General features: G+C 69.8%; 23 protein-coding genes and 1 pseudogene. 12 read left to right on the forward strand and 12 right to left on the reverse strand.

Features of this window, described 5'->3' with window-relative positions:
* Window positions 1–169: 169 nt before the first annotated feature.
* Both D5S19_RS13615 and D5S19_RS13620 read right to left on the reverse strand, forming a co-directional pair.
* Window positions 170–3,520 carry a TM0106 family RecB-like putative nuclease gene (locus tag D5S19_RS13615; RefSeq protein ID WP_120023714.1) on the reverse strand — a complete coding sequence of 1,117 codons (3,351 nt, stop codon included), beginning with the start codon at window positions 3,518–3,520 and terminating at the stop codon, window positions 170–172.
* Between the two features lie 60 nt (window positions 3,521–3,580).
* Entirely contained in the window at window positions 3,581–4,489 is a 909-nt protein-coding gene (locus D5S19_RS13620; protein ID WP_120023733.1) for a ribonuclease Z, read from the reverse strand.
* A gap of 434 nt (window positions 4,490–4,923) precedes the next feature.
* Between D5S19_RS13620 and D5S19_RS33110 the strand changes: the two are divergent.
* Window positions 4,924–5,213: pseudogene (locus D5S19_RS33110) on the forward strand (sensor histidine kinase); the annotation flags it as partial.
* A 16-nt stretch (window positions 5,214–5,229) separates the two neighbouring features.
* Window positions 5,230–5,664, forward strand: coding sequence for a LuxR C-terminal-related transcriptional regulator (locus D5S19_RS13635; RefSeq protein ID WP_199730486.1), 435 nt, complete (start codon window positions 5,230–5,232; stop codon window positions 5,662–5,664).
* Window positions 5,665–7,060: 1,396 nt separating this feature from the next.
* Here the strand turns inward: D5S19_RS13635 and D5S19_RS34135 are convergent.
* From D5S19_RS34135 to D5S19_RS13650, 3 genes are all read right to left on the reverse strand, one after another.
* Window positions 7,061–7,273, reverse strand: a complete 213-nt coding sequence (locus D5S19_RS34135) for an acyl-CoA carboxylase subunit epsilon (RefSeq protein WP_120023716.1) — start codon at window positions 7,271–7,273, stop codon at window positions 7,061–7,063.
* Between the two features lie 81 nt (window positions 7,274–7,354).
* Window positions 7,355–7,531, reverse strand: a complete 177-nt coding sequence (locus D5S19_RS33115; protein ID WP_233573879.1) for a carboxyl transferase domain-containing protein — start codon at window positions 7,529–7,531, stop codon at window positions 7,355–7,357.
* A gap of 143 nt (window positions 7,532–7,674) precedes the next feature.
* Window positions 7,675–8,388, reverse strand: coding sequence for a GNAT family N-acetyltransferase (locus tag D5S19_RS13650; protein WP_120023717.1), 714 nt, complete (start codon window positions 8,386–8,388; stop codon window positions 7,675–7,677).
* Between the two features lie 171 nt (window positions 8,389–8,559).
* Here D5S19_RS13650 and D5S19_RS13655 point away from each other — a divergent pair, with 171 nt between their 5' ends.
* Window positions 8,560–9,273 carry a VOC family protein gene (locus D5S19_RS13655; RefSeq protein WP_120023718.1) on the forward strand — a complete coding sequence of 238 codons (714 nt, stop codon included), beginning with the start codon at window positions 8,560–8,562 and terminating at the stop codon, window positions 9,271–9,273.
* Between the two features lie 487 nt (window positions 9,274–9,760).
* Window positions 9,761–10,264, forward strand: a complete 504-nt coding sequence (locus D5S19_RS13660; protein WP_233573880.1) for a GNAT family N-acetyltransferase — start codon at window positions 9,761–9,763, stop codon at window positions 10,262–10,264.
* On the opposite strand, the gene D5S19_RS13665 is transcribed toward D5S19_RS13660, so the two are convergent.
* Entirely contained in the window at window positions 10,265–10,717 is a 453-nt protein-coding gene (locus D5S19_RS13665) for an Lrp/AsnC family transcriptional regulator (RefSeq protein WP_233573881.1), read from the reverse strand.
* 146 nt (window positions 10,718–10,863) lie between these two features.
* Between D5S19_RS13665 and pdhA the strand changes: the two genes are divergently transcribed.
* From pdhA to D5S19_RS13680, 3 genes are read left to right on the forward strand one after another with little or no spacing between them, the layout of a single operon-like run.
* A complete protein-coding gene (gene pdhA / locus D5S19_RS13670) occupies window positions 10,864–11,958 on the forward strand; it encodes a pyruvate dehydrogenase (acetyl-transferring) E1 component subunit alpha (RefSeq protein WP_120023735.1) in 1,095 nt (364 codons plus the stop codon).
* Window positions 11,958–12,977: an alpha-ketoacid dehydrogenase subunit beta gene (locus D5S19_RS13675; protein ID WP_120023720.1), complete on the forward strand. Its 1,020-nt coding sequence runs from the start codon at window positions 11,958–11,960 to the stop codon at window positions 12,975–12,977. Before pdhA ends, D5S19_RS13675 begins: the two co-directional genes overlap by 1 nt.
* Window positions 12,977–14,206, forward strand: a complete 1,230-nt coding sequence (locus tag D5S19_RS13680; protein WP_120023721.1) for a dihydrolipoamide acetyltransferase family protein — start codon at window positions 12,977–12,979, stop codon at window positions 14,204–14,206. The genes D5S19_RS13675 and D5S19_RS13680 overlap by 1 nt, the downstream gene beginning before the upstream one ends.
* A 3-nt stretch (window positions 14,207–14,209) precedes the next feature.
* On the opposite strand, the gene D5S19_RS13685 is transcribed toward D5S19_RS13680, so the two are convergent.
* Window positions 14,210–14,713 carry a carboxymuconolactone decarboxylase family protein gene (locus D5S19_RS13685; protein WP_233573882.1) on the reverse strand — a complete coding sequence of 168 codons (504 nt, stop codon included), beginning with the start codon at window positions 14,711–14,713 and terminating at the stop codon, window positions 14,210–14,212.
* A 46-nt stretch (window positions 14,714–14,759) separates the two neighbouring features.
* On the opposite strand from D5S19_RS13685, the gene pdxR reads away from it, so the two are divergent.
* The 3 genes from pdxR to D5S19_RS13700 are packed head-to-tail and all read left to right on the forward strand — an operon-like array spanning window position 14,760 to window position 18,369.
* Window positions 14,760–16,163 (forward strand): MocR-like pyridoxine biosynthesis transcription factor PdxR, encoded by a 1,404-nt coding sequence (gene pdxR / locus D5S19_RS13690; protein WP_120023722.1) that lies wholly within the window; start codon window positions 14,760–14,762, stop codon window positions 16,161–16,163.
* Window positions 16,164–16,220: 57 nt separating this feature from the next.
* Window positions 16,221–16,835 carry an acyl-CoA-like ligand-binding transcription factor gene (locus D5S19_RS13695; RefSeq protein WP_120023723.1) on the forward strand — a complete coding sequence of 205 codons (615 nt, stop codon included), beginning with the start codon at window positions 16,221–16,223 and terminating at the stop codon, window positions 16,833–16,835.
* A gap of 16 nt (window positions 16,836–16,851) precedes the next feature.
* A complete protein-coding gene (locus D5S19_RS13700; protein WP_120023724.1) occupies window positions 16,852–18,369 on the forward strand; it encodes an FAD-dependent monooxygenase in 1,518 nt (505 codons plus the stop codon).
* Window positions 18,370–18,387: 18 nt separating this feature from the next.
* Here the strand turns inward: D5S19_RS13700 and D5S19_RS13705 are convergent, their stop codons facing one another.
* The gene (locus D5S19_RS13705) at window positions 18,388–19,203 is read right to left on the reverse strand and encodes a class I SAM-dependent methyltransferase (protein ID WP_120023725.1); all 816 of its coding nucleotides are present in this window, start codon (window positions 19,201–19,203) and stop codon (window positions 18,388–18,390) included.
* 150 nt (window positions 19,204–19,353) lie between these two features.
* Here D5S19_RS13705 and D5S19_RS13710 point away from each other — a divergent pair, with 150 nt between their 5' ends.
* The gene (locus D5S19_RS13710; protein WP_120023726.1) at window positions 19,354–20,028 is read left to right on the forward strand and encodes an alpha/beta hydrolase family protein; all 675 of its coding nucleotides are present in this window, start codon (window positions 19,354–19,356) and stop codon (window positions 20,026–20,028) included.
* A gap of 1 nt (window position 20,029) precedes the next feature.
* Here the strand turns inward: D5S19_RS13710 and D5S19_RS13715 are convergent, their stop codons facing one another.
* The 4 genes from D5S19_RS13715 to D5S19_RS13730 all read right to left on the reverse strand — a co-directional run bounded on the left by D5S19_RS13715 (window position 20,030) and on the right by D5S19_RS13730 (window position 22,784).
* The gene (locus D5S19_RS13715) at window positions 20,030–20,719 is read right to left on the reverse strand and encodes an anti-sigma factor family protein (RefSeq protein WP_120023727.1); all 690 of its coding nucleotides are present in this window, start codon (window positions 20,717–20,719) and stop codon (window positions 20,030–20,032) included.
* Window positions 20,716–21,267: a sigma-70 family RNA polymerase sigma factor gene (locus D5S19_RS13720; RefSeq protein ID WP_120023728.1), complete on the reverse strand. Its 552-nt coding sequence runs from the start codon at window positions 21,265–21,267 to the stop codon at window positions 20,716–20,718. The genes D5S19_RS13715 and D5S19_RS13720 overlap by 4 nt, the downstream gene beginning before the upstream one ends.
* A gap of 70 nt (window positions 21,268–21,337) precedes the next feature.
* On the reverse strand, window positions 21,338–22,501 hold the full coding sequence (locus D5S19_RS13725; RefSeq protein WP_120023729.1) for a S1C family serine protease: 1,164 nt from the start codon (window positions 22,499–22,501) through the stop codon (window positions 21,338–21,340).
* A gap of 40 nt (window positions 22,502–22,541) precedes the next feature.
* Window positions 22,542–22,784: a hypothetical protein gene (locus D5S19_RS13730; RefSeq protein ID WP_120023730.1), complete on the reverse strand. Its 243-nt coding sequence runs from the start codon at window positions 22,782–22,784 to the stop codon at window positions 22,542–22,544.
* A 261-nt stretch (window positions 22,785–23,045) separates the two neighbouring features.
* Between D5S19_RS13730 and D5S19_RS13735 the strand changes: the two genes are divergently transcribed.
* A partial coding sequence (locus D5S19_RS13735) for a VanZ family protein (protein WP_147397384.1) occupies window positions 23,046–23,667 on the forward strand: 622 nt, incomplete at its 3' end.

Here is a 23,667-nt window from a genome sequence, read left to right on the forward strand (position 1 = left end):
GTGCAATGCCGGTCGTGACGAAGTGGTGCGGGCGGCCCGGGTCCGTCGTCGCGGACTGCACCGGCCACCCCAGCTGAAGGCTGTGAAGGGAACCTTCACAGCCGCAGAGTCCGTGAAGGTTCCCTTCACAGCTGCAAGCCATTCCGCCCCACCGGGCCGAACGGGCAAGTCACCTCGGCCAGGGAACGGCATCCCCCAGCAGGCCGAGCATGCCGGACACCAGCCGCATCTGGTCGACGGTGCGGATGTCGGCCTCCAGCAGGTACGGGGAGCACACCAGGACCGCGACCGATTGTGCCCGCGACAGCGCGACGTTCAACCGGTTGCGGGAGAGCAGGAAGTCCAGTCCCCGCGGCAGGTCGACCGCGGACGAGGACGTCATCGTGGTCACCACCACCGGGGCCTCCTGGCCCTGGAACCGATCCACGGTGCCGACCCGGACGCCGTCGAATCCGGCGTCGGCCAAAGCCCTGGTGACGACGCGGGCCTGCAAGTTGTACGGCGCCACGACCAGGAAGTCCGCGTCCACCAGCGGCCGGCCCTGCCAGGTGCGGCCGTGCAGCGCGGCGACCACCGAAACGACCTCCGCGGCCTCCTCGGTTGAGCGGGTCGTGTTTCCCCGGTGCGCCACGGAAGCCAGGTAGAGTCCCGAACCGATGCCCTCGACGGAGCGGTCCGCGGACGGGTGCGAGTGCAGCAATCCGGCGTACGACAACCGGGACACCGGCGCGCAGACGGCGGGGTGCATCCGCCGGGTCTGGTCCAGGAAGTATCCCAGCTCGGGCGGGATGATGTCGGCCTCGCCGATCAGGTGCCCGAGCGCGGAGGCCTCGGCGCCCGCCGGGTGCGTGCCCTGCACCACCTGCGGCAGCTGTTGGGGATCGCCCAGCAGCACGAGGTTCTTCGCGCACATGGACACCGCCAGCGCGTCCGCGAGGGCGAACTGGCCGGCTTCGTCGATCACCAGCACGTCGAACGGTTCCTCCCGCACGGCAGCGTTCGCGAAGGTCCAGGCGGTGCCGCCGACGAGGTGGCCGGTGTTGTGCTCGGCACGCCAGCGGGCGAGTGCCGTGTTGGTCTTCGGCTGGTCCCACGGCGCGGACGGATCCGGCGTCCGCTTGGCACGTTTGGCGCAATCCAGCGCCGGCGCGTTGCCCAGCGCGGCGGAGAGTACGTTCTCCACGGCCTTGTGGCTGTTCGACGTGACCCCGACGGTCCGTCCGGATCGGACTAGATGCGCGATCAGTTTCCCTGCCAGGTAAGTCTTTCCGGCACCCGGCGGCCCTTGCACGGCGAGCACCGAACCGTCAAGGGCGTCGACTGCTTCGATCACGGTGGCGACCACGTCGTCACCGACAGGCGGAAGTCCACTGTGGAGCCGCGGGGTCCGGCGCAGTAGGTCGACCCCGGGGTGCGCGGGCAATGCGGGCAGAGTTTCCCCGGCCAGCCGCGCCAAATCGGCGACGGCTTCGTCCTTTGGAGACGGACGTACCGGGCTTCCCGGCAGCACCGCGACGGGACGGTCGTTCGCAGTCTGGTCCGGCGCGCTGCTCTCCTCGACGGTGATCTCCACCGCGGACGCCGACACCACCTTCGCATCACGCGCGTCCGCGCGATAGCGCAACCGGACATCATCGCCGGGCACGAAAGGATGCGGCCGGTCCGGGTCGCATGCGATCACGAGCGTGCGCTTGGCCGTACGCAACCGGCCCGACGGCGGCACCCATTCGCCGGCGGTGACCGAAACCGGTACCGCGCAAGTGGTATCCACTTCGAGATCCCCGACCGGCGCGGCGAGCTGACGGAAGAACTCCCACCACGCCGGATTCGTCTCACGCCGATGGTAGCCCACCGAGGCAGCGAGCAGGGCGCGGGCGCGGTCATCCGCGGTGAAGTCCGCGGGATCGTCGGGCAGGCCTTCCAAGAGCGGGTCGACGAGAGCAGCCATCGCTGCCGCTCGCTCGGCACGTCGTTGCGCGGCTTCGTCTTCTTCGGTACGCCGCAGCAGTGCGTCCACATCGGACTCAGGATCCGGCTCGGCAGGCTCGATACCCGCGTCGGCCCGGACGCGATGGAGGAACTCCAGCAGCCGCAAGGTGGACACGCAGTCGTACTCGTTGTAGTCGGCGATCCCTTGCAGCACTTCGTCTGCATGCGAGGTGTCCCCCGCCGCGGAGAGAGTCAGATACTCCTCGTACGCCTCGATGCTGGAGACGGCCGTCTGCACGTCGCCGTCGCGCGTCTCCGGCATGTACAGCGGTTCGAGATACTTGATCGAGTACGACCGTTGCCCGACCCGCAAAGCCTTACGTACCACGGCGTACAGGTCGACCATCGCGCCGGTGCGCACCAGCTCGTCGACTTCTTCCTCACGAGTACCGTGCACCGCCGCAAGCCGCTTGATGGCCGTTACCTCGTACGGCGCGTAGTGATACACATGTGCGCCAGGGCTTTCCGCGAGCCGGGCGACGGCGAAGTCGATGAACTCCTCGAAGGCCCGCTTCTCCTGTGCACGCGAGTGCGCCCAGAACGGCGTGAACCGCTGATCCGGAGTCACCGCGCCGAAGAGGTACTCCAGCCCGGTGCCGGCCAGCGCGTACGGATCGCCCTCCATGTCGAAGAAGACGTCACCCGCGTCGGCGGCAGGCAGCTCGGCGAGCGCCGCCGGATCGATGATCTCGTAGGCCAGCTCACCGGTTTCGTCCTGCCGCACCTGGATCGCAGCCTGGGCGCGCAGCGTGGTGAACGTGCCCGCGGACATGTCCCTCGGCCGGTCCTCGGGCGCCGCCGCGGCGAGCGCGTCAATCGTGCCGAGCCCGGCGGTGACCAGCTTGCGTCGCTGTTCCCCACGCATCCCCGCGACCAGCGACAGGTCCCGGTCGGCTTCGCGCGCGGATGCGCAGTGCTGCGCGAACCCACATCCGGTGCACGCCGGGCGCTCGTCGGCCCACAACAGTTCCGGCAGCTGCGCCGGCCGGGCGAGCAGACGGCCGCGCAAGCGTTCGAGCAGCGGCAGGAAGTCGTCGACCCGAAGGCTGTGCGTGCTGCCGTCGCCGAGCAGCAGGTGCATCTCCGGGCCGGACGGCCAGCCCGCGCGGCGCATCGCATCGGCGTATGCGGTGAGCTGCACGACCGCCGAAGGCTTGGCGTGCCGGGCGAGCTTGGTGTCGTAGACCTCGTACCGGCCGTCCTCGCCCCGCAACAGAAAATCGGCCCGGCCGGAGAACTCACCGTCGTGGAACACCGCCTGGTACACCACCGGCGCACCCCCGCGCAGCGCCTCCGCGGTCGCCTTCGCCGCGATGACCGGGTCCTGCTCGTCGATCTCCACCACGTGACGCCGCTCGGTGCGCAGCGTGGCGAGGGTGGCCGCCTCGTGCGCCCGGCCGTGCTTCACGGCAAGCTTGTCCGGCCCTGACCCGGGCCGTGGCGCACCCGGCAGCCCGGCGGCGAGTGCCTGCTTGAGGACGCTCCGGTGCTCGCATTCGAGCAGGTCGGCGAGATCAGACGGCGTGTACATCGTCCGGCAGTCTGACACGAGCCGATCCCCACCCTGCCGAGGAGGATCCCGACACGCCGCTCAGCGCCGCGGCGGCAGCGGGATCACGTCCAGGTCGCGGGCCACGTGGATCTCGCCGTCGAACTCCTTCGCCGCCTCCTCGCCGAAGCGGTCGGCCTCCTCGTACGGGTAGCGCTGGGAGAAGTGCGTGAGCACCAGCTTGCGCACCCCCGCCCCGGCAGCGAGCCGTCCGGCGTCGGCCGCGGTCATGTGGCCGTAGTGGCGAGCCAGGTCCGCGTCCTCGGCACGGAAGGTGGACTCGGCGACCAGCAGGTCCGCGTCGCGGGCGCAGGCGAACGCACCGTCACACAGCCGGGTGTCCATCACGAACGCCACCACCTGGCCACGGCGCGGCACACTGACCTCGGACAGCCGGACCGTGCGGCCGTCTACGGTCAGCTCTCCGTCTTCCTGCAACCGCCGGACATCGGGACCACGGACGCCGGCGGTTTCGAGGGCTTCGGGCAGCATGCGAAAACCGTCGGGCTCGGCGTAGCGGTAACCGAAGCAATCGATGCGGTGGTCGAGGGCGTAGGCGGACAACGGGCCGTCGAGCAGGCCGTCCCGCTCGACCGGCGACAGCACCAGCTCGGCCACCTCGTGGTACGCGGTGGAGTACCGCAGGCGGTCGAAGAACACCTGGCCGGAGGCCGGATAGTGGCAGCGCACCGGATGCGTGACGCCGTCCAGCGACAGCCGCTGGAGCACGCCCGCGAGGCCGAGGCTGTGGTCACCGTGGAAATGCGTGACGCACAGCCTCGTCAGCCGTCCCGCCGACACGCCGGCGTAGGTCATCTGCCGCTGGGTGCCCTCGCCCGGGTCGAACAGCACCCCGTCGGCGTCGAACCGCAGGAGGTAGCCGTTGTGGTTGCGATGCCGGGTCGGGGTCTGGCTGGCCGAACCGAGCACTACGAGTTCACGTCGTGACATACCGTCATTTTCGCATCCGGTGTCCACGGAAAAACAACGGTGGCCACCCGGATGAATTCCGGATGGCCACCGATACTCGAAATCGCTTTCCGAATTCGAACGGTCACGGTGTGCGTATTCGGTCCTGCCCGAGGAGCAATTCCCGGTACCAGTCCGCCGCCTCGGCGAGCCGTACCGCCAGCCCAGGTCCGGGCGGCACACCGGTGCTCGCCAAGACACGATCGCCGGCGTAGCAGTGGTCGCGGGTCAGCAGCGACCACTGGTGCTCGCTGAGCCCGGGCAGTGCCGCCAGGTCCGCCGGTGGTGTTCGGCGAGCGGCAGGTCGGCGACCGGCCGCGGCAGGTCGAGCAGCTCGCACACGGCGTCGGCGAACTCCCTGATCCGGACCGGCTGCGGTCCCCGGCCCGTAAACCAGGTGCGGCCGCAGCACGATTCCCCCCGCCGCACGCACAACCGTTTCGCGGCCAGCCGGGTACGGCTCAATCGTGAGCAAAACGCTCACGAACGTGACCAAACATTCGGGCGCCGACCGTGCCTCGGTGCACGTGACCGTGATCACGACACCGTGATGGTCGACGGTCACGGTGGTGCTTCGGTCCGTCCTCGTGGCGGGTTGGCCGGGCTCGCCGACAGAGCCGCCACCATGGACGGTGTACTGACCGTCGTCAGCCCCGCCGGCGGCCCGACCGTCGCGCGGGTCGATCTCCCCGTCCGCTGGGGATGATTTTGGAGGCCCGACCATGCGTGTGGTGATCGCCGAGGACTCCGTGCTGCTGCGCTCCGGAGTGCAAAGCCTGCTGGCCGACGTCGGCATCGAAACCGCCGCCGCCGACAATGGCGACGCCGACCTGCCAGTGCTGGTGGTCTCGCAGTATGCGGAAGGCAGCTACGCGGTGGACCTCATCGCCGAAGGCACGTCCGGAGTCGGTTACCTGCTGAAGGAACGAGTCGCCGATGTTGCGGAGTTCCTGAAGGCCGTCCGCCGCGTGGCAGGCGGTGGCTCCGCGATCGACCCGGATGTGGTGGCACAGATGCTTTCCCGCAGCCGCGATCCGCTGGACAGCCTCACCGCCCGGGAGACCGAAGTCCTGTCCCTGATGGCCCAAGGCCTGTCCAACGCGGCCATCGCCAAGGCACTGGCCGGGACGAGAACCGCCGCATCCGCACGGTACTGACCTATTTGGACCGTACTGCGGCACGCACCTGAATCACCTGATCGATACCGTGCAGGCGTTCGATTCCGAACGTAACTTGGAGTCATGCCTCTCAACCGAGTCCGAAGCCGGACCCTTATGGACAGTCTATTTTCTTTGCTACTCATGACTTTCCCTCTTCCATTTCGAAGACGAACCGTCACTCCCCGACACCGAAGATCCCCATCGCCGCACCGCCGCCCGGTCACGACCTCACAACCGCCCACCCACCTGGCTGCCAGAGACACGGTCCTGGGCAGCCACGCCTACGGCATACACCTCCGCCCGCTCCCCCCTACCCCAGCGACATCCACGCCTCCATGCGCCACAAGGATTCCGGCACACCCACACCCCGCGGCAACATTCACGCCGACCCGTATCGCGACGACACCCACGTCTCCACCCCCGACAGCAACGGCTATGCACCCACTGCCCCGCGCCGCAACGATCGCCGCCGCTCTCCATGCCACCGCTCGCCACAGCAATGCCCGCTTCTGCGCTCGCCACAGCTTCCCCGGCAGCACCGCCCACCCCTACGCCCCCGCATTTCTGCCGCACTCCATGACTCTCCGCCTCGCCGCGGCATTCGCTTCCGCCCGCCACAACAGCCTCCGCAACACGCCACCACATCCGCCGCACGGTGATCCGGCACCCCACCCACCATCACGCCCAGAACCACCCCGCTACTTCCGCGGTATCCCACACCGCCACCCGACACGACGACTCCCGACCTTCCGCTCACCGCAGAAGCTCCGCCGTGGCCCGGCAGCCCAGCCTCACCGTTCCCTTATCTCCCGACACCGACCCGAGTCCTTGTCTTTGCCGCCCTAGACCGTCCTGACGTCACGCCGCCCCGGCAAGCCCCACACCACCCCTGCCCAGGACGAAACTCCAGACCTCGCCATCTTGCGGCAAGCCCCCACCGCTACCCGCCCCGCTGACACAGCCTCGCCATCCAAGCCGCTGAGCCCTCGCACCCCCTCGCTGACGACATCCCCATCCTGCACACCACAACGAACGAGAAGGCGAAGCTGGCGGCGTTGCAGGCGGAGACCGAGATCCCACACCGGCCAGGGCTTCCTTCCCCGAGGAGATCCAGCGAACGCGCATCCGTTCACCGAATGGAGGTTGCCACAACACCCGACGCAGGTACACCTACCTCGGTCACCTGATCCCTCAGCCCGAGGAGCCCGCACGGGGGTAACCCAGCCCTCATCCCTCAACGACCGTGTCCACCAAAGCTGGTCGACCCCACACGGCCCTGCATCCGATCAGTCCACCCTCCGCCCGCTCCTCGATCCCTTCCCACACCCACCAACCTCCAAAAGAGCCACCCCACAACGGAAATCCGCCATGAACGCAGTCACGAACCCGTCCCTCAACGACCCACCCGCCAGCTGGTCGCCGGAACGAACACCGGCCGCCGCGGTCTCGGCACCGTCACCCCAGGCAACGACGACGGCCCGGCCACCGAGCCGCCCACGCCATCCCGGCCAGCCCCCACACCCAGAGCCGGCAACACCGTCATCAGAGCTGCCACCTCGGCCTCGTCCGGGTTCCCACGCACGATGCGCACCGTCGGATCCGCCATCACACCGGCGGGTTCCCGTGCATGCGCGCCGGAATGTCGGAGTGCTTCGTGCGCAGCATCACGAGCGAGCGGATCACCAGCTCACCGCGTGCGGCCGGGCTCGATCACGTCGTCCACCAGGCCCCGCTCGGCCGCGTAGTACGGGTGCGTCAGCTTCGTGCGGTACTCCTTGATCTTCATCCGCCGCATCGCGTCCGGATCGTCGGCCGCGTTGATCTCGCGGCGGCCCGACCGCCGATTTCGCCGGATTTCAGCCATCCGCGCAAGCCCAACCGCAGAGTCACCCAGCCCCGGAAGCCACCCCGGGACAACCGACCATCGCAGATTCCTGGACAACCGCCCGCTCCCGGACAACCCGCCGAATCCAGCCGCTCAGCCCGATCCCCACCGAACTCCGGCCCTCAGCCTTCCGGGACCCGATAGGTACTGAACCGCACAGCTCTGCTGAACCGGAACCCGAGCCGTTCGTAGAGCCGGATCGCGCCGACATTGGCCGTCGCAGCGTGCAAGAACGGCCGCTCACCGCGGGTCCGGATCTCCGCCATCACTTCCCGCACGAGCCGGGCTGCCAGGCCCTGTCCCTGAAACGCGGGGTCCGTGCACACCGCGCTGATCTCGGTCCACCCCGGCGGGTGGAGCCGTTCCCCGGCCATCGCGGCCAGTGTGCCGTCGCGGTGGATGCCCAGGTAGGTGCCCAATTCGATGGTCCGCGGCCGAAACGGGCCCGGCCGGGTGCGGGCTGCCAGATCCAGCATTTCGGGCACGTCGTCCACGGTCAGCCGGGTGACCTCGTTCGCCGGATCCGCAGAGCCGGAGGCGGCTTCCGGCGGGACCGGGTGGGCTTCGGCTTTCATTTGTACCGCAGGGGTTTCCGCGAAAAGGGTCCAACCGGCTGGTAGCGGCAGATCGACGCCGCCGACCACGGTGGCGGTCGTGGCGGGAGCCACCAGGTCCGCGATGTCCTGCCACACCGCGGGGTCCGGGTCATCCGGAACGGCGAGGAACGGGGAGATTTCCACCGGATAGCGCAGGACCCGGCCTTTTCGTTCCGCGAACGCGGAGTGCGGGCCGTCGAGCGCGGTCCAGGCGGGGTTGCCGAGTGGCGAGCCGGGCATGCGTGCCTGCCGATCCGGAGCCGGGGAGGAACGAGGGCGGAAAGATCAGCATGCGCCGTTGATCCATGAGGCGGCCACCTCTTCCCACATGGTGAACATCGGAACGAGGACTCGAACTGTCCGCAATGGCCGTTAGCGTTCCGGGCATCACCTGTCGAGGAGGACGATCTGATGAGTTCAATCGATGAGAACCAGCCGTTCGGCACACCGGTCTGGATCGAGCTGACCGTGCCCGATCTCGAACGGACGCAAAGGTTCTACCGGGCAGTGTTCGGCTGGGAGTTCGACGGCGGGGATTGCTTGTACCGCGGGCTACCGGTCGCCGGGCTGACGCAGGGCGACCACGCGGGCTGGACGGTCTACCTGGCGACCGACGACTGCGACGGCACGGCCAAGGCCATCACCGCGGCCGGAGGGACAGTCGTGGAGCAGCCGCATGAGCGCGAGGACCGGGGGCGGGCGACGCTCGCCGTCGATCCGACCGGTGCGCGGTTCGGGCTGTGGCAGGGGCGCAGCCTGCCGGGTTGCCGGCTGGTCAACGAGGCGGCCACGTTGATGCGCAACGACCTCGTCACCCCCGAGCCCGGACGAGCACGCGAGTTCTACCGCACGGTGTTCGGCTTCACCCTCGACGGCAACGACGATCTGCCGGGCATCGACTTCACCTTCCTGCGCCGCCCGGACGGGCACGAGATCGGCGGAATCACCGGCGAACCGCAGGCGACTTCGGCGTGGGGCACCCTCTTCCTCGCCGACGACGCCGACTCGGCCGCCGCCCGTGGGGCCGAAGCCGGTGGCGAGACAGTGTCCGCTGTGGACACTCCCTACGGACGGATGGTCACCGTGCGCGATCCATTCGGGACGGAGTTCGCGGTGGGCTCGTGAACCACGGTGCCGGGACGGGTTCCGGCCTCCGCGCCCGAAGCGGCACCGCAACGGGCGGCGGAGTGTGCGTGGCGACGCGGGCCGGAGCGCGAGTCGACGCGGCAGAAGTGGGCCCGGCAGCGCAAATCGGCGCGGCTGAACTGGCCCCGGCAGCGCGAATCAGCGCAGCAATGCTGGGAGCGGCGGCACAAGCCAGCACAACGGCGCAAGTCACCGCAGCGAAACAGACCGCAGGCAACACAAGACCGCAGGCAACACAGTGACACCCGGAGCGACAGCACAAGCCAGCACAACGGCGGCGCAAGTAGCCGCGACAACCCCGACGCCAGGAGCGCGCAGGGCCGAAAGCCGGTCCACCACCTGGCCAGCCCGGCGAGCAGCGGCAAGTCCAACAGCCAGCAGACCGGGACGCACCAGATCACCCCACGCAGCCGAACCACGGCGAATCGCGTTGCGCCGGGTCGCCGGGAGTGGTTAAACAGGTCCGGTGGAGCTTGACGAACTGATCGGCCTGCCCGATACGCGGCTGCGCCCGGCGACCCTCGACGACGCGGCCGAACTACTGGTCCTGCAGCGATGCTGCTGGATGCAGGAGGCATTGCTCAACGAAACCACGGAAATCCCAGCGCTGCACGAGGATCTCGCCGACATGCGGGCATCGATCGGGACGTGGCATGGCTGGGTGGTGCGGCAGGGGCCACGGCTGATCGGCGCCGTCCGCGCCCGCGTGGAGAACGGCGGGTGGGAGATCGGCAGGCTGATGGTCGCGCCGGATCTCGCCGGGCGCGGGCTCGGGCGTTTTCTCCTGGCGTATGCGGAGGGGCAGGCTCCGGGAACCCTGCCGCGGTTCACCTTGTTCACGGGGGCGGCGAGCAAGCGCAACATCACCATGTACGAGCGCGCGGGTTACCGGATCACGCCGCAGGCCGGCGACGCCGGCGGGCATATTGCGCATGCCGTTTACCTGGTGAAGGAACGTCTGCAGGGCTGATCACAGCTCGTCGAACACCAGCACGGTGTGGGTCGAGAGCACGTCCGGCATCGCCTGCAGGCGCTCGAACACCAGGTCGCGCAGGCTGTCCGCGTCGCGGGTGCGGACGAACAGGATCAGGTCGTTGTCCCCGGAGACCAGGCCGCCGTGCTCGATCTCGGGGATGTGCTTGAGGTCCGCGCTGACGGTTCGCCAGCTGTTCTGCGTGACCTTGAGGTACACGAACGCGGCGAGCCCCTGCCCGAGCCGCCGCGGATCAGTGACGGCAGCGTAGCCGGTGATCACGCCGTCCCGGTGAAGCCGTTCGACGCGCGTGTAGCAGCCGGCGCGCGAGATGTGGACTCGCTCGGCCAGGGCGCGCATCGAGGCCCGGCCGTCCGCCTTCAGTTCGGCGATGAGTTTCAGGTCGACCTCGTCGAGTGCCGCCGCCATTCGTCCACCCAGCTCGGGCATGCGCATTCCTTCCGGGGCCAATTGTCCAGCATAGACAGCATAAGTAAGCCATCATTCTACACTTCCCCATGATCCATGGACCTTTGATCGGCCAGGAGTGAGGATCAGGCCTACTCGTCTTGGCCGAGCATCGATCGGAGCTGCCGGTGACCACTACGGAACGCATTGCCGCGTCGCACTTCCTGCCCACCGACGAACCACTGGGCCTGGTCTCCCCGGACGGCAAGCCGGTCGAACAGCCCGTGCTGCCGATGCCGGCGGACGAAGTGCTGCTGCGCCTGCACAGCGGCATGGTCGCCGGGCGCCGGTTCGACACGCAGGCGACCGCGCTCACCAAACAGGGCAGGCTCGCGGTGTATCCGTCGGCGCGTGGGCAGGAAGCGTGCGAAATCGGCGGCGTGCTCGCGTTGCGGCCGCAGGACTGGCTGTTCCCCACTTACCGAGACTCGATGGCGATCGTCGCGCGTGGTGTCGACCCCATCGAAGTCCTGACGCTGTTGCGCGGCGACTGGCACTGCGGCTACGACCCGTACCGCGCGAACGTCGCACCGCAGTGCACGCCGCTGGCCACGAACACCTTGCACGCTGTCGGCTTCGCGCACGCTGCGCGCGTCAAGGGCGAAGACACCGTTTCGCTGGTACTACTCGGCGACGGCGCCACCAGCGAAGGCGACACGCATGAAGCGCTGAACTTCGCCGCGGTATGGAAGGCGCCAGTGGTCTTCTTGGTACAGAACAACGGGTACGCGATCAGCGTGCCGCTGGCGAAGCAGACTGCGGCGCCTTCGTTGGCGTACAAGGGCGTCGGCTACGGAATGCCGTCGGTGCTCGTAGACGGTAACGACGCAGCTGCTGTCCATGCGGCAACAGAGCAGGCCGTCGCGCGGGCAGCGGCCGGCGAAGGGCCGACGTTGATCGAGGCCGTCACGTACCGCATCGAGTCGCATACGAACGCTGATGACGCGACGCGCTATCGCGAACGCGCGGAGGTAGAGGAGTGGCTTGAGCGCGACCCAATCGCCCGGCTCAAGCAGTACCTCACGGACCGTGGACTTTTCAACGAGCAGGCGCAGCAGGAGATCGACGTACGCGCCGAAGCGGACGCAGCATCGTTGCGCGAGCGGATGAACATCGACACGGTGCTCGACCCCGCGGAGTTGTTCCAGCATGTATACGCCGAGCCCACAGCCGCATTGCGGATGCAGGCAGCAGAACTCGCTGCGGAACTCGAGGAGCGCTGATGACGGCCACGCTGGACACCACGGTCTCCCTTGCCGGGGCGCTCAACCGCGCATTGGCCGACGCACTTGCCGAGGACGAGCGTGTACTGGTCTTCGGGGAAGACGTCGGAACGCTCGGTGGCGTCTTCCGCGTCACGGACGGTCTGACCGAACGCTTCGGCGAAGCAAGGGTGTTCGACACACCGCTTGCAGAAGCGGGCATCGTCGGCACCGCGATCGGGATGGCGATGAACGGCTTGCGCCCGGTCGTCGAGATGCAGTTCGACGCGTTCGCCTACCCCGCGTTCGAACAGATCACCAGCCACCTCGCCAAGCTGCGTAACCGCACGAAGGGGTACGTCGAGCTGCCTGTGGTGATCCGCGTGCCGTACGGCGGCGGCATCGGCGGTGTCGAGCACCACTGCGACTCTTCCGAGGTCTACTACACCCACACTGCGGGACTCCGCGTAGTGACACCGGCCACGCCCGCTGATGCGTACACGCTGTTGCGCGAAGCGATCGACTGTCCGGACCCGGTCGTCTTCCTGGAACCGAAGCGGCGTTACTGGGAGAAGGGCACCATCGACCCGACGCGTCGCTCACCAGGGCTCGACCGTGCGATCCGCAGGCGCGAAGGCAGCGACGTCACGCTCATCTCGTACGGAGGCGCGCTCGGCACCACGCTGGAAGCCGCCGAAGCTGCGGCGGACGAGGGGTACCAGACCGAGGTCATTGACCTGCGTAGTCTCGCACCGTTCGACCTGGACACCGTCGCCGCGTCCGTGCGACGCACCGGGCGCGCGGTCGTCGTACACGAAGCGAGCCGCTTCTGCGGGTATGGGGCGGAGGTCGCAGCACAACTGTCCGAGACGTGCTTCCACTACCTGGAAGCACCCGTACTGCGCGTCGGCGGCTTCGACATCCCTTATCCGGCACCGAATCTGGAACGGCACCATCTGCCGGACGTGGACCGGGTCCTGGACGCGATCGACCGGCTGCAGTGGGACGACAGCGCCCCGCTGGCCGGCGGGGAGGCGTGATGGCCGTCTTCAAGCTGCCCGACCTCGGCGAAGGACTCACCGAGGCGGAAATCGTCGCCTGGCACGTCGCAGTCGGTGACACCGTCGCGGTCGACCAGACCGTGGTTGAGGTCGAGACGGCCAAGGCGAGCGTCGAAGTACCGGTACCGTTCGCCGGCCGCGTCGCGACTCTGCACGGTGCGGCCGGGGAGGTGCTCGCCGTCGGCAGCCCGCTGATCACGGTGGAAGAGGCGGCGAACTTCGTCGAGCCCGGCGTGGTCACCCCGGAAGGCAGCGGCAACGTGCTGATCGGCTACGGCACGCCGGCCGCGCAGGCCCGCCGCCGGCGTGGCCGCGCTCGGCAGGCACCCGTCGCACCGTCCACTTCGGACCGTGTTCGGGTGGTCTCCCCGCTGGTACGGCAGCTCGCCCGGAAGTCCGGAGTGGACCTACGGACGCTGTCGGGCACCGGAACCGGCGGGATCGTGAGCCGCGCCGACGTCGAGCGAGCCATTGCCAGAGCCGCCGAGAAGCCCGCCCGGAAGCACATTCAGGACACCGAAGCCGATCAGCGGATCCCGTTGCGGGGCCTGCGCAAAACGGTGGCGGACAAGCTCACCCGCTCGCGCCGGGAGATCCCCGAGGCCACCGTATGGGTGGACGTCGACGCCACCGAACTCCTGCGGCTGCGCGCCGCGCTCAACGCCGACCCGGCCGCCCCGAAGATCAGCCTGCTCGCGCTGCTGGCCCGGTTCGCGGTGGCGGGCCTGCAACGGTTCCCCGAGCTGAACTCACGTCTCGAGGGTGACGAAATCGTGCTCTCGAAGGCAATCAACCTCGGATTCGCCGCACAGACCGACCGTGGGCTGGTGGTCCCGGTGGTTCGCGACGCGCACACCCACAGCGTCGAAGAACTGTCCGCGGCGCTGGCCGAACTCACCGGCCAGGCCCGCGCGGGCGGTCTCGCCCCGGCGGACCTGACCGGCGGCACCTTCACCCTGAACAACTACGGGGTGTTCGGAGTGGACGGTTCGGCCGCGATCATCAACCACCCGGAGGTCGCGATCCTCGGCGTAGGCCGGATCATCGACCGGCCGTGGATCGTCGACGGTGAGGTGACCGCGCGCAAAATCACCGAGCTGACGCTGGCCTTCGACCACCGCGTATGCGATGGCGGCGTGGCCGGCGGGTTCCTCCGGTTCATCGCGAACTGCGTGGAGAACCCGCTGGGCCTGCTGCGGAGCCTGTGAAGCTCAGCGCTGCGCGGGCCGGTACTCGCCGGGCACGCCACGGCTGGCGACACCGAAGCGGTTCCACGCGTTGATCACGGTGATCGCGGCGATCACGTGAGCCAGCTCGGCCTCGTCGAACACCTCGGCGGCCCGCGCGTAGACCTCGTCCGGCACGAACCCGTCGGTAAGCACGGTGATCGCTTCGGTCAGCTCCAGCGCGGCGACTTCCTTTGCGGTGTAGAAGTGCTTCGACTCCTCCCACGCGGACAGTTGCACGATGCGCTCCACCGTCTCCCCGGCGGCCAGCGCATCCTTGGTGTGCATGTCGAGGCAGAACGCGCAGTGGTTGATCTGCGAAGCGCAGATCTTGATCAGCTCCGCCAGCGTCGGGTCGATTCCGCGCCGGACCGACGCATCGAGGCGGATCATCGCCTTGTACGCGTCGGGCGCGAACTCCGCGAGGTTGATGCGGGGCTTGTGCGGGGCGAGCCGTTCGTCTGGCGTGGTCATGGCGTCTGTGGTCATGGCACCGACACTACTGAACACTGGTCTCTTGCTATGGTCCATTTCCGTGCACGATCAATGGGCCACTTCCGCTGGCGACGACCTGCATCTGGACCTGCGCGGCCCCCGGCTGCGCGAAGGCCTGATGGAAGCCTTGCGTGACGCTATCCGCACCGGGCGGCTGGCTCCGGGCGCGAAACTGCCGTCCAGCCGCACGCTCGGCGCGGATCTCGGCATCGCCCGCAATACCGTCGCGCAAGCGTATGCGGGGTTGGTGGCCGAAGGCTGGCTCACTGCCCGGCAGGGCGCGGCAACCCGGGTTGCCGCGCACGCGGCCACGGCCACGGCTCCGGCGAAAGCGACGCCACGGCCCACAACCCGACACCGGCACGTCCACGATCTGCGCTCCGGGCTACCGGATACGTCGACGTTCCCACGGGTGGAATGGGCGAAAGCAACACGGCGTGCACTCGCCGCGGCCCCCGACGACGCCTTCGGCTTTCCCAGCCCGCGCGGCCGAGCTGAGCTGCGGACCGAACTCGCCAGCTACCTCGCGCGAACCCGCGGCGTGCGTACGCACCCGGACCACATCATCATCTGCTCCGGCGTGACACACGGCCTGCTGCTACTCGCCGAGGTGATGAAACACCGTGGCACACCGGAAATCGCCGTCGAGTCCTACGGCCTGTACGCACACCGACGCCGGCTTACAGCTGCCGGGATCCACACGCCGCCGGTACCGATCGACGCCGACGGCGCGCGTACAGACCGGCTCGACGAGCTACCCGGCGCAGGCGCAGTACTGCTCACGCCCTCGCACCAGTTCCCGACCGGCGTCGCCTTGCACCCGGACCGCCGGATGGCCGCGCTCGACTGGGCCCGGCGCACCGGCGGCCTGGTATTGGAGGACGACTACGACGGCGAGTTCCGCTACGAGCGTGGCCCGGTCGGCGCGTTGCAGGGCCTGGACCCGGACCAGGTGGTCTATCTGGGCACGTCCAGCAAGGCGCTGTCCCCGGGACTGCGGCTGGGCTGGCTGGTCCTGCCGCCCCGGCTCGCGCCCGCGGTCGCCAAGGCGAAGGGCGACCACGACCTCCACTGCAGCACCGTGGACCAGCTCGCGATGGCCGAATTCCTCTCCTCCGGCGGCTACGACCGGCACATCCGCACCATGCGGCAGTACTACCGGCGCCGCCGCGACCAGCTCGTCGCCGCACTGGCCGAACACTGCCCGGAGGCCGCCGTGACCGGCCTGTCCGCGGGACTGCACGCGCTGGTGGAACTCCCCTCTGGCAACGAAAGCGCGGTCGTCCAGGGCTCCGCGTGGCAGGACCTCGCCGTGCACGGTCTCGACCGGTTCCGCCACCCGGACGTCGAAGCGGAGCGGGACGCGCTGGTCATCGGTTACGGCACACCCTCGGCCAGCGCGTGGTCCGGGACGCTCGCCGCGCTGTGCCGCGTCCTGCCCTAAGATTGCGCAACACGCAAAGATTGCGCGTCACGCACATTCAGGCGTAGCGTCGGAGCCATGACCGAACGCCCCAGCTTGCGGGAACGCCGCCGCCAGGAGACCCGCCGGGCGATTTCCTGGGCGGCGATCACGCTCGCCGTGGAGCGCGGGCTGGGCACCGTGACCATCGACGACATCGCCGGCGAAGCGGGCGTTTCGCCGCGCACCGTGAACAACTACTTCTCCAGCAAGGCCGAGGCGATCGCCGCGCGGCAGTACGACCGGGCGCAGGCCATCGCGGATCACCTGCGTGCCCGGCCCGCCGACGAGCCACTGTGGACGGCGCTGCGCCAGGCCGTGCTCGACCAGTATCGGGACGACCGCGGCGAGACCGCGGACAGCGGCCAGCCAGATCCACAGTGGACACAAGGCGTCCGGCTGATGGTCTCCGAACCCGCGCTGCAGGGCGAATTCCTGAAAGCCGGCGCGGCCACCGAGCAGGCCCTGGCCGAGGCGATCGCCGAGCGTCTCGGGGAAGGCCCGGAACACGACCTGCGGCCGATGCTGGTCGCGGCCGCCGCCGGAGGCGCGGTCCGGGCGGCGATGCTGCGCTGGCTGCGCGCCGCTCCTCCGATTCCGTTCGAAACCGCGCTGCACCAGGCTTTCGATCAGCTGGCCGAGGTGCTGCCCTGACCCCTTGGGGGAACTCATGCCGGAAATCGTGATCGCCGGAGGTGGACCGAACGGCCTGCTGCTCGCGGCCGAACTGTGCCTGGCCGGGATCCGCCCGGTCGTACTCGAACGGCTGTCCGGCGCCAAGGAGGAACACCGCGCGAACGGGCTGGTCGGCCAGGTGGTGCCGCTGCTGCACCGACGTGGCCTCTACGCGCAGCTCACCGGAGAGGCCACGCCGAAGCCGGTGCCCGGATTCATTTTCGGCGGATTCCGGCTCGATCTCGCCGATCTGGCGGACAACCCGGTGTACGTGCTGCCGAAACCGCAGCGTGAACTGGAACGAGTCCTCGCGCGGCACGCCGCCGAGCTGGGTGCCGAAATCCGCCGTGGGCACGAGTGCACCGGATTCACCGCCGGAGCGGACTCGGTGACCGTGCGGGTGACCGGACCGGACGGCCCCTACCGGCTGACGGCCGAATACCTGGTCGGCGCGGATGGTGGCCGCAGCATGGTGCGGAAACTCGCCGGGATCGAGTTCCCCGGCGTTTCCCGGGACGATTCGGTGTCACGCAGCGCGCAGGTCCGGATTCCGCCGGAGCTGGTCGACCCGGCCACCGGCGGGCTGCGGCTGGCGGGCCACCGGATTCCGCCGTTTCTGCACTACCGCACGGAAACCGGGGTCTTCACCTACGCGCCCTTCGATGCGAACGCGCCTTCGGTGAATGTTTCCGAACGAGGCGTGCCGGCCCCGCCCGAAGGAGTACCGCCGACGCTGGACGAGGTCCGGGAAAGCATCCGTCGGGTGCTGGGCACCGATCTGCCGTTCGCGCCGCCCGCCGGCGCCGGGCCGTTCCAGCTGCGCAGGCTGCTCGGGGGCAACACCCGGATCGCCGAGCGGTTCCGTGCCGGGCGCGTGCTCCTGCTCGGCGACGCGGCCCACGTGCATTCCGCGATCGGCGGCCCCGGGCTGAACCTCGGCCTGCAGGACGCGGCCAACCTGGCCTGGAAGCTCGCCGCCGAGGTGCACGGCTGGGCGCCGCCGGGGCTGCTCGACAGCTACGACGCCGAACGTCGCCCGGTCAGCCACCGGGTGGTCATAAGCACCCAGGCGCAGGGAGCGTTGACCGCACCGGGTCCGGAGGTCACCGAGCTGCGTGCATTGTTCGGGGAGCTGCTCGGCCACAGCGTGGTCCGTAAGCAGCTCGCGGATCTGTTGTCCGGCAACGACATCCGGTACGGCGACGCGCCGGATCCATGGACCGGCCGCTGCGCTCCGGACCTGACTTTGACCGATCCGGAGCCGTTCGCCGCAGCACAGCGGGCAGCCCGCCCGATCCTGCTCGACCTGACCCCGGGCGCGAAGCTCGCCACCACCGCGAAACCGTGGCAGGACCGGGTGACGACGCTGTGCACCGACGCTGCCGGCGACGCGCCCACGGCATTGCTGATCCGGCCCGATGGCTATGTCGCCTGGGCTTCCTCGGACACCGAACCCGACGTCGACGCACTTCGATCCGCGCTGACCCGGTGGTTCGGCGCGGCGGTCGCCTGAGTACGCGGCCAGCCGCAGTCACGACAACCGTGTGACTGCCACGTTCACCCTGGCCTTCGCCGGAAGCACCCCGTCCTCGGTCAGCAGGTCCCGCGTGGCAACCATGAACGCCGTCCGCAACCCCGCGACCTGCGTCTCGTCAAGCGAATCGATCTGGTAGTACGTGTCGTGACAGGTCTGCCACACCTGCTCCGGCTGGCCGGACACGTCGAGCAGCAGCTCGTGCCAGTCCACCGGGGCGAATCCGGCCGGGCCGAGGAGCCGGTCGAGACCTTCGCGGGTGCGAGTGCGCGGGTCACCGCCGGAGGGCACCCGTCGTTCTTCCGGAATCACGGCGAACAGCGGGCGCGCGATCTTCGGGAACACCGCCAGCGCGCCCTCCCCCGGACCGCCCACCCCGATCGCGAACGTGCCGCCGGTGGCGAGCACCCGCGCCGTCTCCGCGACGACCTGTTCGACATCGGTCATCAGCATCAGTGCCATAAAGGACACGACGGCGTCGAACCCGTCGTCCCTGAACGGCAGCTTCTGCGCCCGCCCGGTGCGTACGTCCGCGCCCGCCAGCGCGGGGGTGGCGAGCGCTCGCCGCACGTGGCCCGGCGACAGGTCGATACCGGCCAGGGTCTCCGCACCGCGGGCGGCGAGCACCGCCAGCAGCGAGCCGTCCCCACAGCCGAGGTCGAGCACGCGGCGCGGCTCCCCGACGTACGCGGCGAAGGCCTCGTACACCGTGCGGTCGTCCCCCACCAACTGCCCTGCTCCCGCCAGCTCGGACGCCGCGGCCGGATTCCGGTCGTGGTAGTCGCGGAGGAAGGCTTCGACGGGCGTGGTCATGCCCGCGACGGTAGCGCGACCCGCCCCGACCGCACGCCCAAACAAGGGGAAGGCTGTGAAGGGACCCTTCACGGACTCAGAGTCCGTGAAGGGTCCCTTCACAGCCCTTCAACCACCACGCCACCGGCGGCGTACCTCGATACTGGGTCGATGGAAACCGTTCGCTACGGCGCCGAACCCAGCCAGTTCGCCGAACTCCACGGAACCGCGCCGGGGAAGGGCACCGCGCTCCTGCTGCACGGCGGCTGGTGGCGCGCCAAACACGATCTGCACCAGCTCGACGCGATGGCCGCCGACCTGACCGACGCAGGCTGGCGCGTGGTGAACATCGAATACCGCCGCATCGACGGCGACACCGGCGGGTGGCCGCAGACCCTCGACGACGTACGCACCGCGATCCGTACCGCGGCCCCGGGTGCCCCGTCCGTCGCGATCGGCCACTCCGCGGGAGGGCAGCTGGCGCTGCTGGCCGGGAAGTCCGAGGGCTTGTCCGGCGTCGTCGCGCTGGCCCCGATCACCGACGTACCCCGCTGCGCAGCGGAGGAACTCGGCGAAGGCGCGGCCTCGCTGTTCCTGCGCGATGACGATCCAGCCGCCTCACCGCTCCGGCAGCTGCCGGTCGGCTGCCCACACTTGGTCGTACACGGCGACGCCGACGTACGCGTACCGGTATTGCACAGCCGCGAGTACGTGACGGCGGCGCGCGCCGCAGGCGACGAAGTGGACTACGTCGAGCTGCCGGACGTCGACCACTTCCGGCTGATCGACCCCGCCTACGAGCCGTGGCAGCACGCCCGCCGGTGGCTGGCCGCGCGGTTCGGGTGACTCACGGCAGTCCCGCACGGACGAACTGGTGGCCCGCGGTGTTCTCGATGGAGACCGCCGTGACCTGAGCCGGGTCGACGATGGCCGAGCCATACAGGCTCGCGCCGTCGCGAGCGCTTTCCGCGGTGACCACCCAGCCGCCCGCGATCTGGCGTTCACCGTTCTTGCCCTCGACGACCAGCAGGCACTTCTCCCCGCTGGGCAGCCCGGTCACCATGGCGTTCACCCGGACCCAGCCGGCCGCGGGCGCGACGGTCGCGGTGAGCGACGCATCGCCCGAGGCGCCGTGCACAGTACGAATGCCCGGGGCTTCGATGGTCGGCGGCGAGACCGCCGTGGGACTGTTCGAACTGTTCGAACTGCCCACCGCCACGCCGATGCCCAGCCCGATCGCGGCGACGACCACCGCCGCGGCGGCCGCGACGAGCGTGCCTCGCCCGGTCCGGCGGCGCGATTCCGTCCGGACCCGGTGCACTGTGCGCTTCAGCAGCAGGTCCCCGTCCTCCGGGGCGCCCGCCAGCAGCGCTTCCGGTGGCAGCTCGCCGAGAATTCCCCGCACCTCGCGCAGGGACGCCGCCTCCGACCGGCAGGCCGGGCAGGACTCCAGATGTGCTTCGGCCGCGCGGTGCTCGTCCGCGCCGAACAGGCCGGAGAGGTATCCGGCCAGGTCCACGTGCTCGTCCCGGTTCATCCGGCGATCCCCTCCGCTCCTGCTCGCTCGTCGCGGAACTGCTCCCGCAGCGCCCGCAGCCCGTAATACGAACGGGACTTCACGGTGCCGGGCGGAATTCCCAGCAGTTCGGCGGCTTCGGCCACGCTCCGGCCGTGCAGGTACATCTGCTCCAGCACGACCCGGTGCTCGGCGGAGAGCCCGTCGAGCGCGGCCAGCACCACCATCGAGTCCACCACGCGGTCGGCGTGGTCGTGCTCGACCGGGAGGCCGGCGGGCACCCCGGCGACCTCGGCCGGCCGCGCGTGACTCGCCCGGACCCGGTCGATCACGAGGTTGCGCACCACGGTGAGCAGCCAGCCGCGTACCGAACCCCGGCCGTTGACCAGGCTGTCCGGGTTCCGCCAGGCCCGCACGAGCGCCTCCTGCACCACGTCCTCGGCCGCGGCGCGATCGCCGAGCAGCCGCGTGGCGTAGCCGAGCATCGCCCGCCCGTGCTCCTCGAACAGGGAGCGCACGAGCGCCTCGTCGGCCACTTCCCGCCGACGACGGGTCCGCCATCCGGCCATCCGGAGCACCCTCCCGGCCGGGCGCCCCGGCCACCAGGGACAAGCCTAGGCCGGAAACGGGCCGGACGCGCTAACCGATCGGCCCGCTGGCCGCCTGCACGGACACCGTGCCCTGCTGCCCGCCCTGTCCGGTGATGGTGAACTTCAGCGTTTCGCCGGGGTGGTGCCGGTCCACCTGCGCGATCAGATCGGCGGCCGAGCGCACCGGCTGATCGTCGACGCCGACCACCAGCAGGCCCGCCTTGAGCCCGGCCTCGTCGGCCGGGCTCTTCTGGACCAGCGCCTGGATCATCGCCCCGGCGCCGTCGGCGGTCTCGTTCACGGTCATGCCCAGGTACGCGCTCGGTCCGATGTGGATGGTGCCGGATTCCTTGCCCGCGACGATCTGCCCGGCGATCTCCGCGGCGGGCGTGATCGGGATGGTGTAGCTCTCGTGCTCACCCTTTTCGACCGCGTAGCCCGCGCTGCCCGCGACGTTCACGCCGATCACCCGGCCCGCGGTGTCGGTGAGCGGCCCGCCGGAATCCCCTTGCCGCACGGGCGCGTCGGTCTGGATCAGATCGTGCAGGGTCTCCTTGGCGCCGGTCTCCGCGTCGCGGGCGACGATCGACCGGCCGAGCGCGGTCACCCGGCCCACGGCCGAGGCCGGCTCCCCGCCCTGCCCGCCCGCGTTGCCGACGCCGAGCACGTAGTCGCCGGGCTTGACCTGACCGGAATCGCCGAGCGTCGCGGTGGGCAGCCCGCTCGCGCCGGCGAGCTTGAGCACGGCGAGATCGTGGGAACGGTCGTAGCCGAGCACCTTCGCGTCGTGGACCCGGCCGCCGGCCAGCGTGACCCGGACGACGATGGAGCCCTCGACCACGTGGTTGTTCGTCAGCACCAGCCCGTCCGCGCCGAGCACGATCCCGGTACCGGAGGCGACCCCCTGGCCGGTGGCCAGCACCGCCTCGACATTCGCCACGCCGGGACGTACGCGCGCGTACGTCCCGGCGATGTCGAACGGCTGCGAAGGCGGCTTCGGGGGCGGCGGCTGCTGCAGAACGTAGCGCGTGATGGTGAATCCGGTCAGCCCGAGCAGCACGACCAGGCCGGTCACCAGGGCCACTATCCGCCACCGGCGCTGCGGCGAAGGTGGCGTGGGTTGCGGCGCCGGCTCGGGGGAGGGCGCAGCCGGGGCCACCTGCTGCGGCCGGGGCCAGGGCGCGCCCAGCGGCGCGTTCGGGTTTTCGCTCATCCTCGGCTGTCCTGCTCCAGTCCCGGTCGTCCCCGCATGCTCAGGCGGCGCTCGGCTGCTGGTCGGTCGCCACCAGCGGGCTGGCCGGGGCACCCGGTCGCCGGGTGAGCGCCACCAGACCACGCCAGCGCAGCCGGTCCACCGCCTGGGCCTCCCAGGGCGGTACCCGCCCGCCGCCGGACCACAGGTAGCACTCCTCTGCTCCGACGAACCCGTTGCGGACCACGACCAATCCACGCCGGACGTCGTCAAGCGCGCGCATGTCCTCTTCGGCGAGCACCATGGCGGCTCCTTCCCACCATCTTATGGTGGGCCGCCCGGGCGGGCAGGGACAGCCGGACCCACTGGGCAGGGGTGTGGAGGGGAAACAGGGGCGCCCGGATGGCCACCTTGTGGCACGATCCGCCCGCCCGGTCCGGCGCCGGCGACCACATCGGACAGCTCGCCCGGCCGGACAACACCGGGGCCACCGGAAACCGCCGCCCGCCGCGCTGCCCGGGGAGAACCGCCGTTACCCTCCCCGGACAACAGAGGGTGAGGTTCGATGACACAGTGGAGCGTGCCGACGCTCATCGCGGTCTTCGCCGGGTTCGGCCTTGCGATCGTGCTGGTGGTGCCCTACGTCGCGGTGACCTACCGCAAACGGGGCGAGCTGGGCATGTTCCGCGCGATCGCCGCGCCGGCCTTCCTGGTGTACGCGTTCGCGCTGGTCACCTACACCCTGATGCCGATCCCGCAGATCGACGCGGCGTACTGCGTGACGCACCGGAAGCTGCGGCACCCCGAGTTGAACCCGCTGCAGTTCCTGTCGGACATGCACCAGTTCAACACCGACCTGCTGCACAACCCGGCGCTGCGGCAGGTGTTGTTCAATGTCGCGTTCTTCGTGCCATGGGGCGTGCTCATGCGGCGTTTGTTCGGGCGCAGCATCGGATTCGCCATTCTCAGCGGATTCGCCATGTCGCTGCTGATCGAAACGACGCAGCTGACCGGCGTCTGGTTCCTGATGAGGTGCCCGTACCGGCTGTTCGACACCGGTGACCTGCTGTCCAACACGGTCGGCGCGGTGCTGGGCGCGGCGCTGGCGTTCCGGTTGCGCCGCCGGATCCGGCGGCCCGCCGGGGAACCACGGCCGGGGCGCCCCGGCAGGCGGCTGCGCGGCATGC

It is taken from the genome of Amycolatopsis panacis, assembly GCF_003600245.1.
GTDB classification, from domain to species: Bacteria; Actinomycetota; Actinomycetes; order Mycobacteriales; family Pseudonocardiaceae; genus Amycolatopsis; species Amycolatopsis sulphurea.

Bases quoted from the DNA above. Each gene is read 5' to 3' on its own strand.
- D5S19_RS13615 (WP_120023714.1), bottom strand. From the start codon at position 3,520: ATGTACACGCCGTCTGATCTCGCCGACCTGCTCGAATGCGAGCACCGG.
- D5S19_RS13620 (WP_120023733.1), bottom strand. From the start codon at position 4,489: ATGTCACGACGTGAACTCGTAGTGCTCGGTTCGGCCAGCCAGACCCCG.
- D5S19_RS13635 (WP_199730486.1), top strand. From the start codon at position 5,230: ATGCGTGTGGTGATCGCCGAGGACTCCGTGCTGCTGCGCTCCGGAGTG.
- D5S19_RS34135 (WP_120023716.1), bottom strand. From the start codon at position 7,273: ATGGCGGATCCGACGGTGCGCATCGTGCGTGGGAACCCGGACGAGGCC.
- D5S19_RS33115 (WP_233573879.1), bottom strand. From the start codon at position 7,531: ATGGCTGAAATCCGGCGAAATCGGCGGTCGGGCCGCCGCGAGATCAAC.
- D5S19_RS13650 (WP_120023717.1), bottom strand. From the start codon at position 8,388: ATGCCCGGCTCGCCACTCGGCAACCCCGCCTGGACCGCGCTCGACGGC.
- D5S19_RS13655 (WP_120023718.1), top strand. From the start codon at position 8,560: ATGAGTTCAATCGATGAGAACCAGCCGTTCGGCACACCGGTCTGGATC.
- D5S19_RS13665 (WP_233573881.1), bottom strand. From the start codon at position 10,717: ATGCCCGAGCTGGGTGGACGAATGGCGGCGGCACTCGACGAGGTCGAC.
- D5S19_RS13675 (WP_120023720.1), top strand. From the start codon at position 11,958: ATGACGGCCACGCTGGACACCACGGTCTCCCTTGCCGGGGCGCTCAAC.
- D5S19_RS13680 (WP_120023721.1), top strand. From the start codon at position 12,977: ATGGCCGTCTTCAAGCTGCCCGACCTCGGCGAAGGACTCACCGAGGCG.
- D5S19_RS13685 (WP_233573882.1), bottom strand. From the start codon at position 14,713: ATGACCACAGACGCCATGACCACGCCAGACGAACGGCTCGCCCCGCAC.
- D5S19_RS13695 (WP_120023723.1), top strand. From the start codon at position 16,221: ATGACCGAACGCCCCAGCTTGCGGGAACGCCGCCGCCAGGAGACCCGC.
- D5S19_RS13700 (WP_120023724.1), top strand. From the start codon at position 16,852: ATGCCGGAAATCGTGATCGCCGGAGGTGGACCGAACGGCCTGCTGCTC.
- D5S19_RS13705 (WP_120023725.1), bottom strand. From the start codon at position 19,203: ATGACCACGCCCGTCGAAGCCTTCCTCCGCGACTACCACGACCGGAAT.
- D5S19_RS13710 (WP_120023726.1), top strand. From the start codon at position 19,354: ATGGAAACCGTTCGCTACGGCGCCGAACCCAGCCAGTTCGCCGAACTC.
- D5S19_RS13715 (WP_120023727.1), bottom strand. From the start codon at position 20,719: ATGAACCGGGACGAGCACGTGGACCTGGCCGGATACCTCTCCGGCCTG.
- D5S19_RS13720 (WP_120023728.1), bottom strand. From the start codon at position 21,267: ATGGCCGGATGGCGGACCCGTCGTCGGCGGGAAGTGGCCGACGAGGCG.
- D5S19_RS13725 (WP_120023729.1), bottom strand. From the start codon at position 22,501: ATGAGCGAAAACCCGAACGCGCCGCTGGGCGCGCCCTGGCCCCGGCCG.
- D5S19_RS13730 (WP_120023730.1), bottom strand. From the start codon at position 22,784: ATGGTGCTCGCCGAAGAGGACATGCGCGCGCTTGACGACGTCCGGCGT.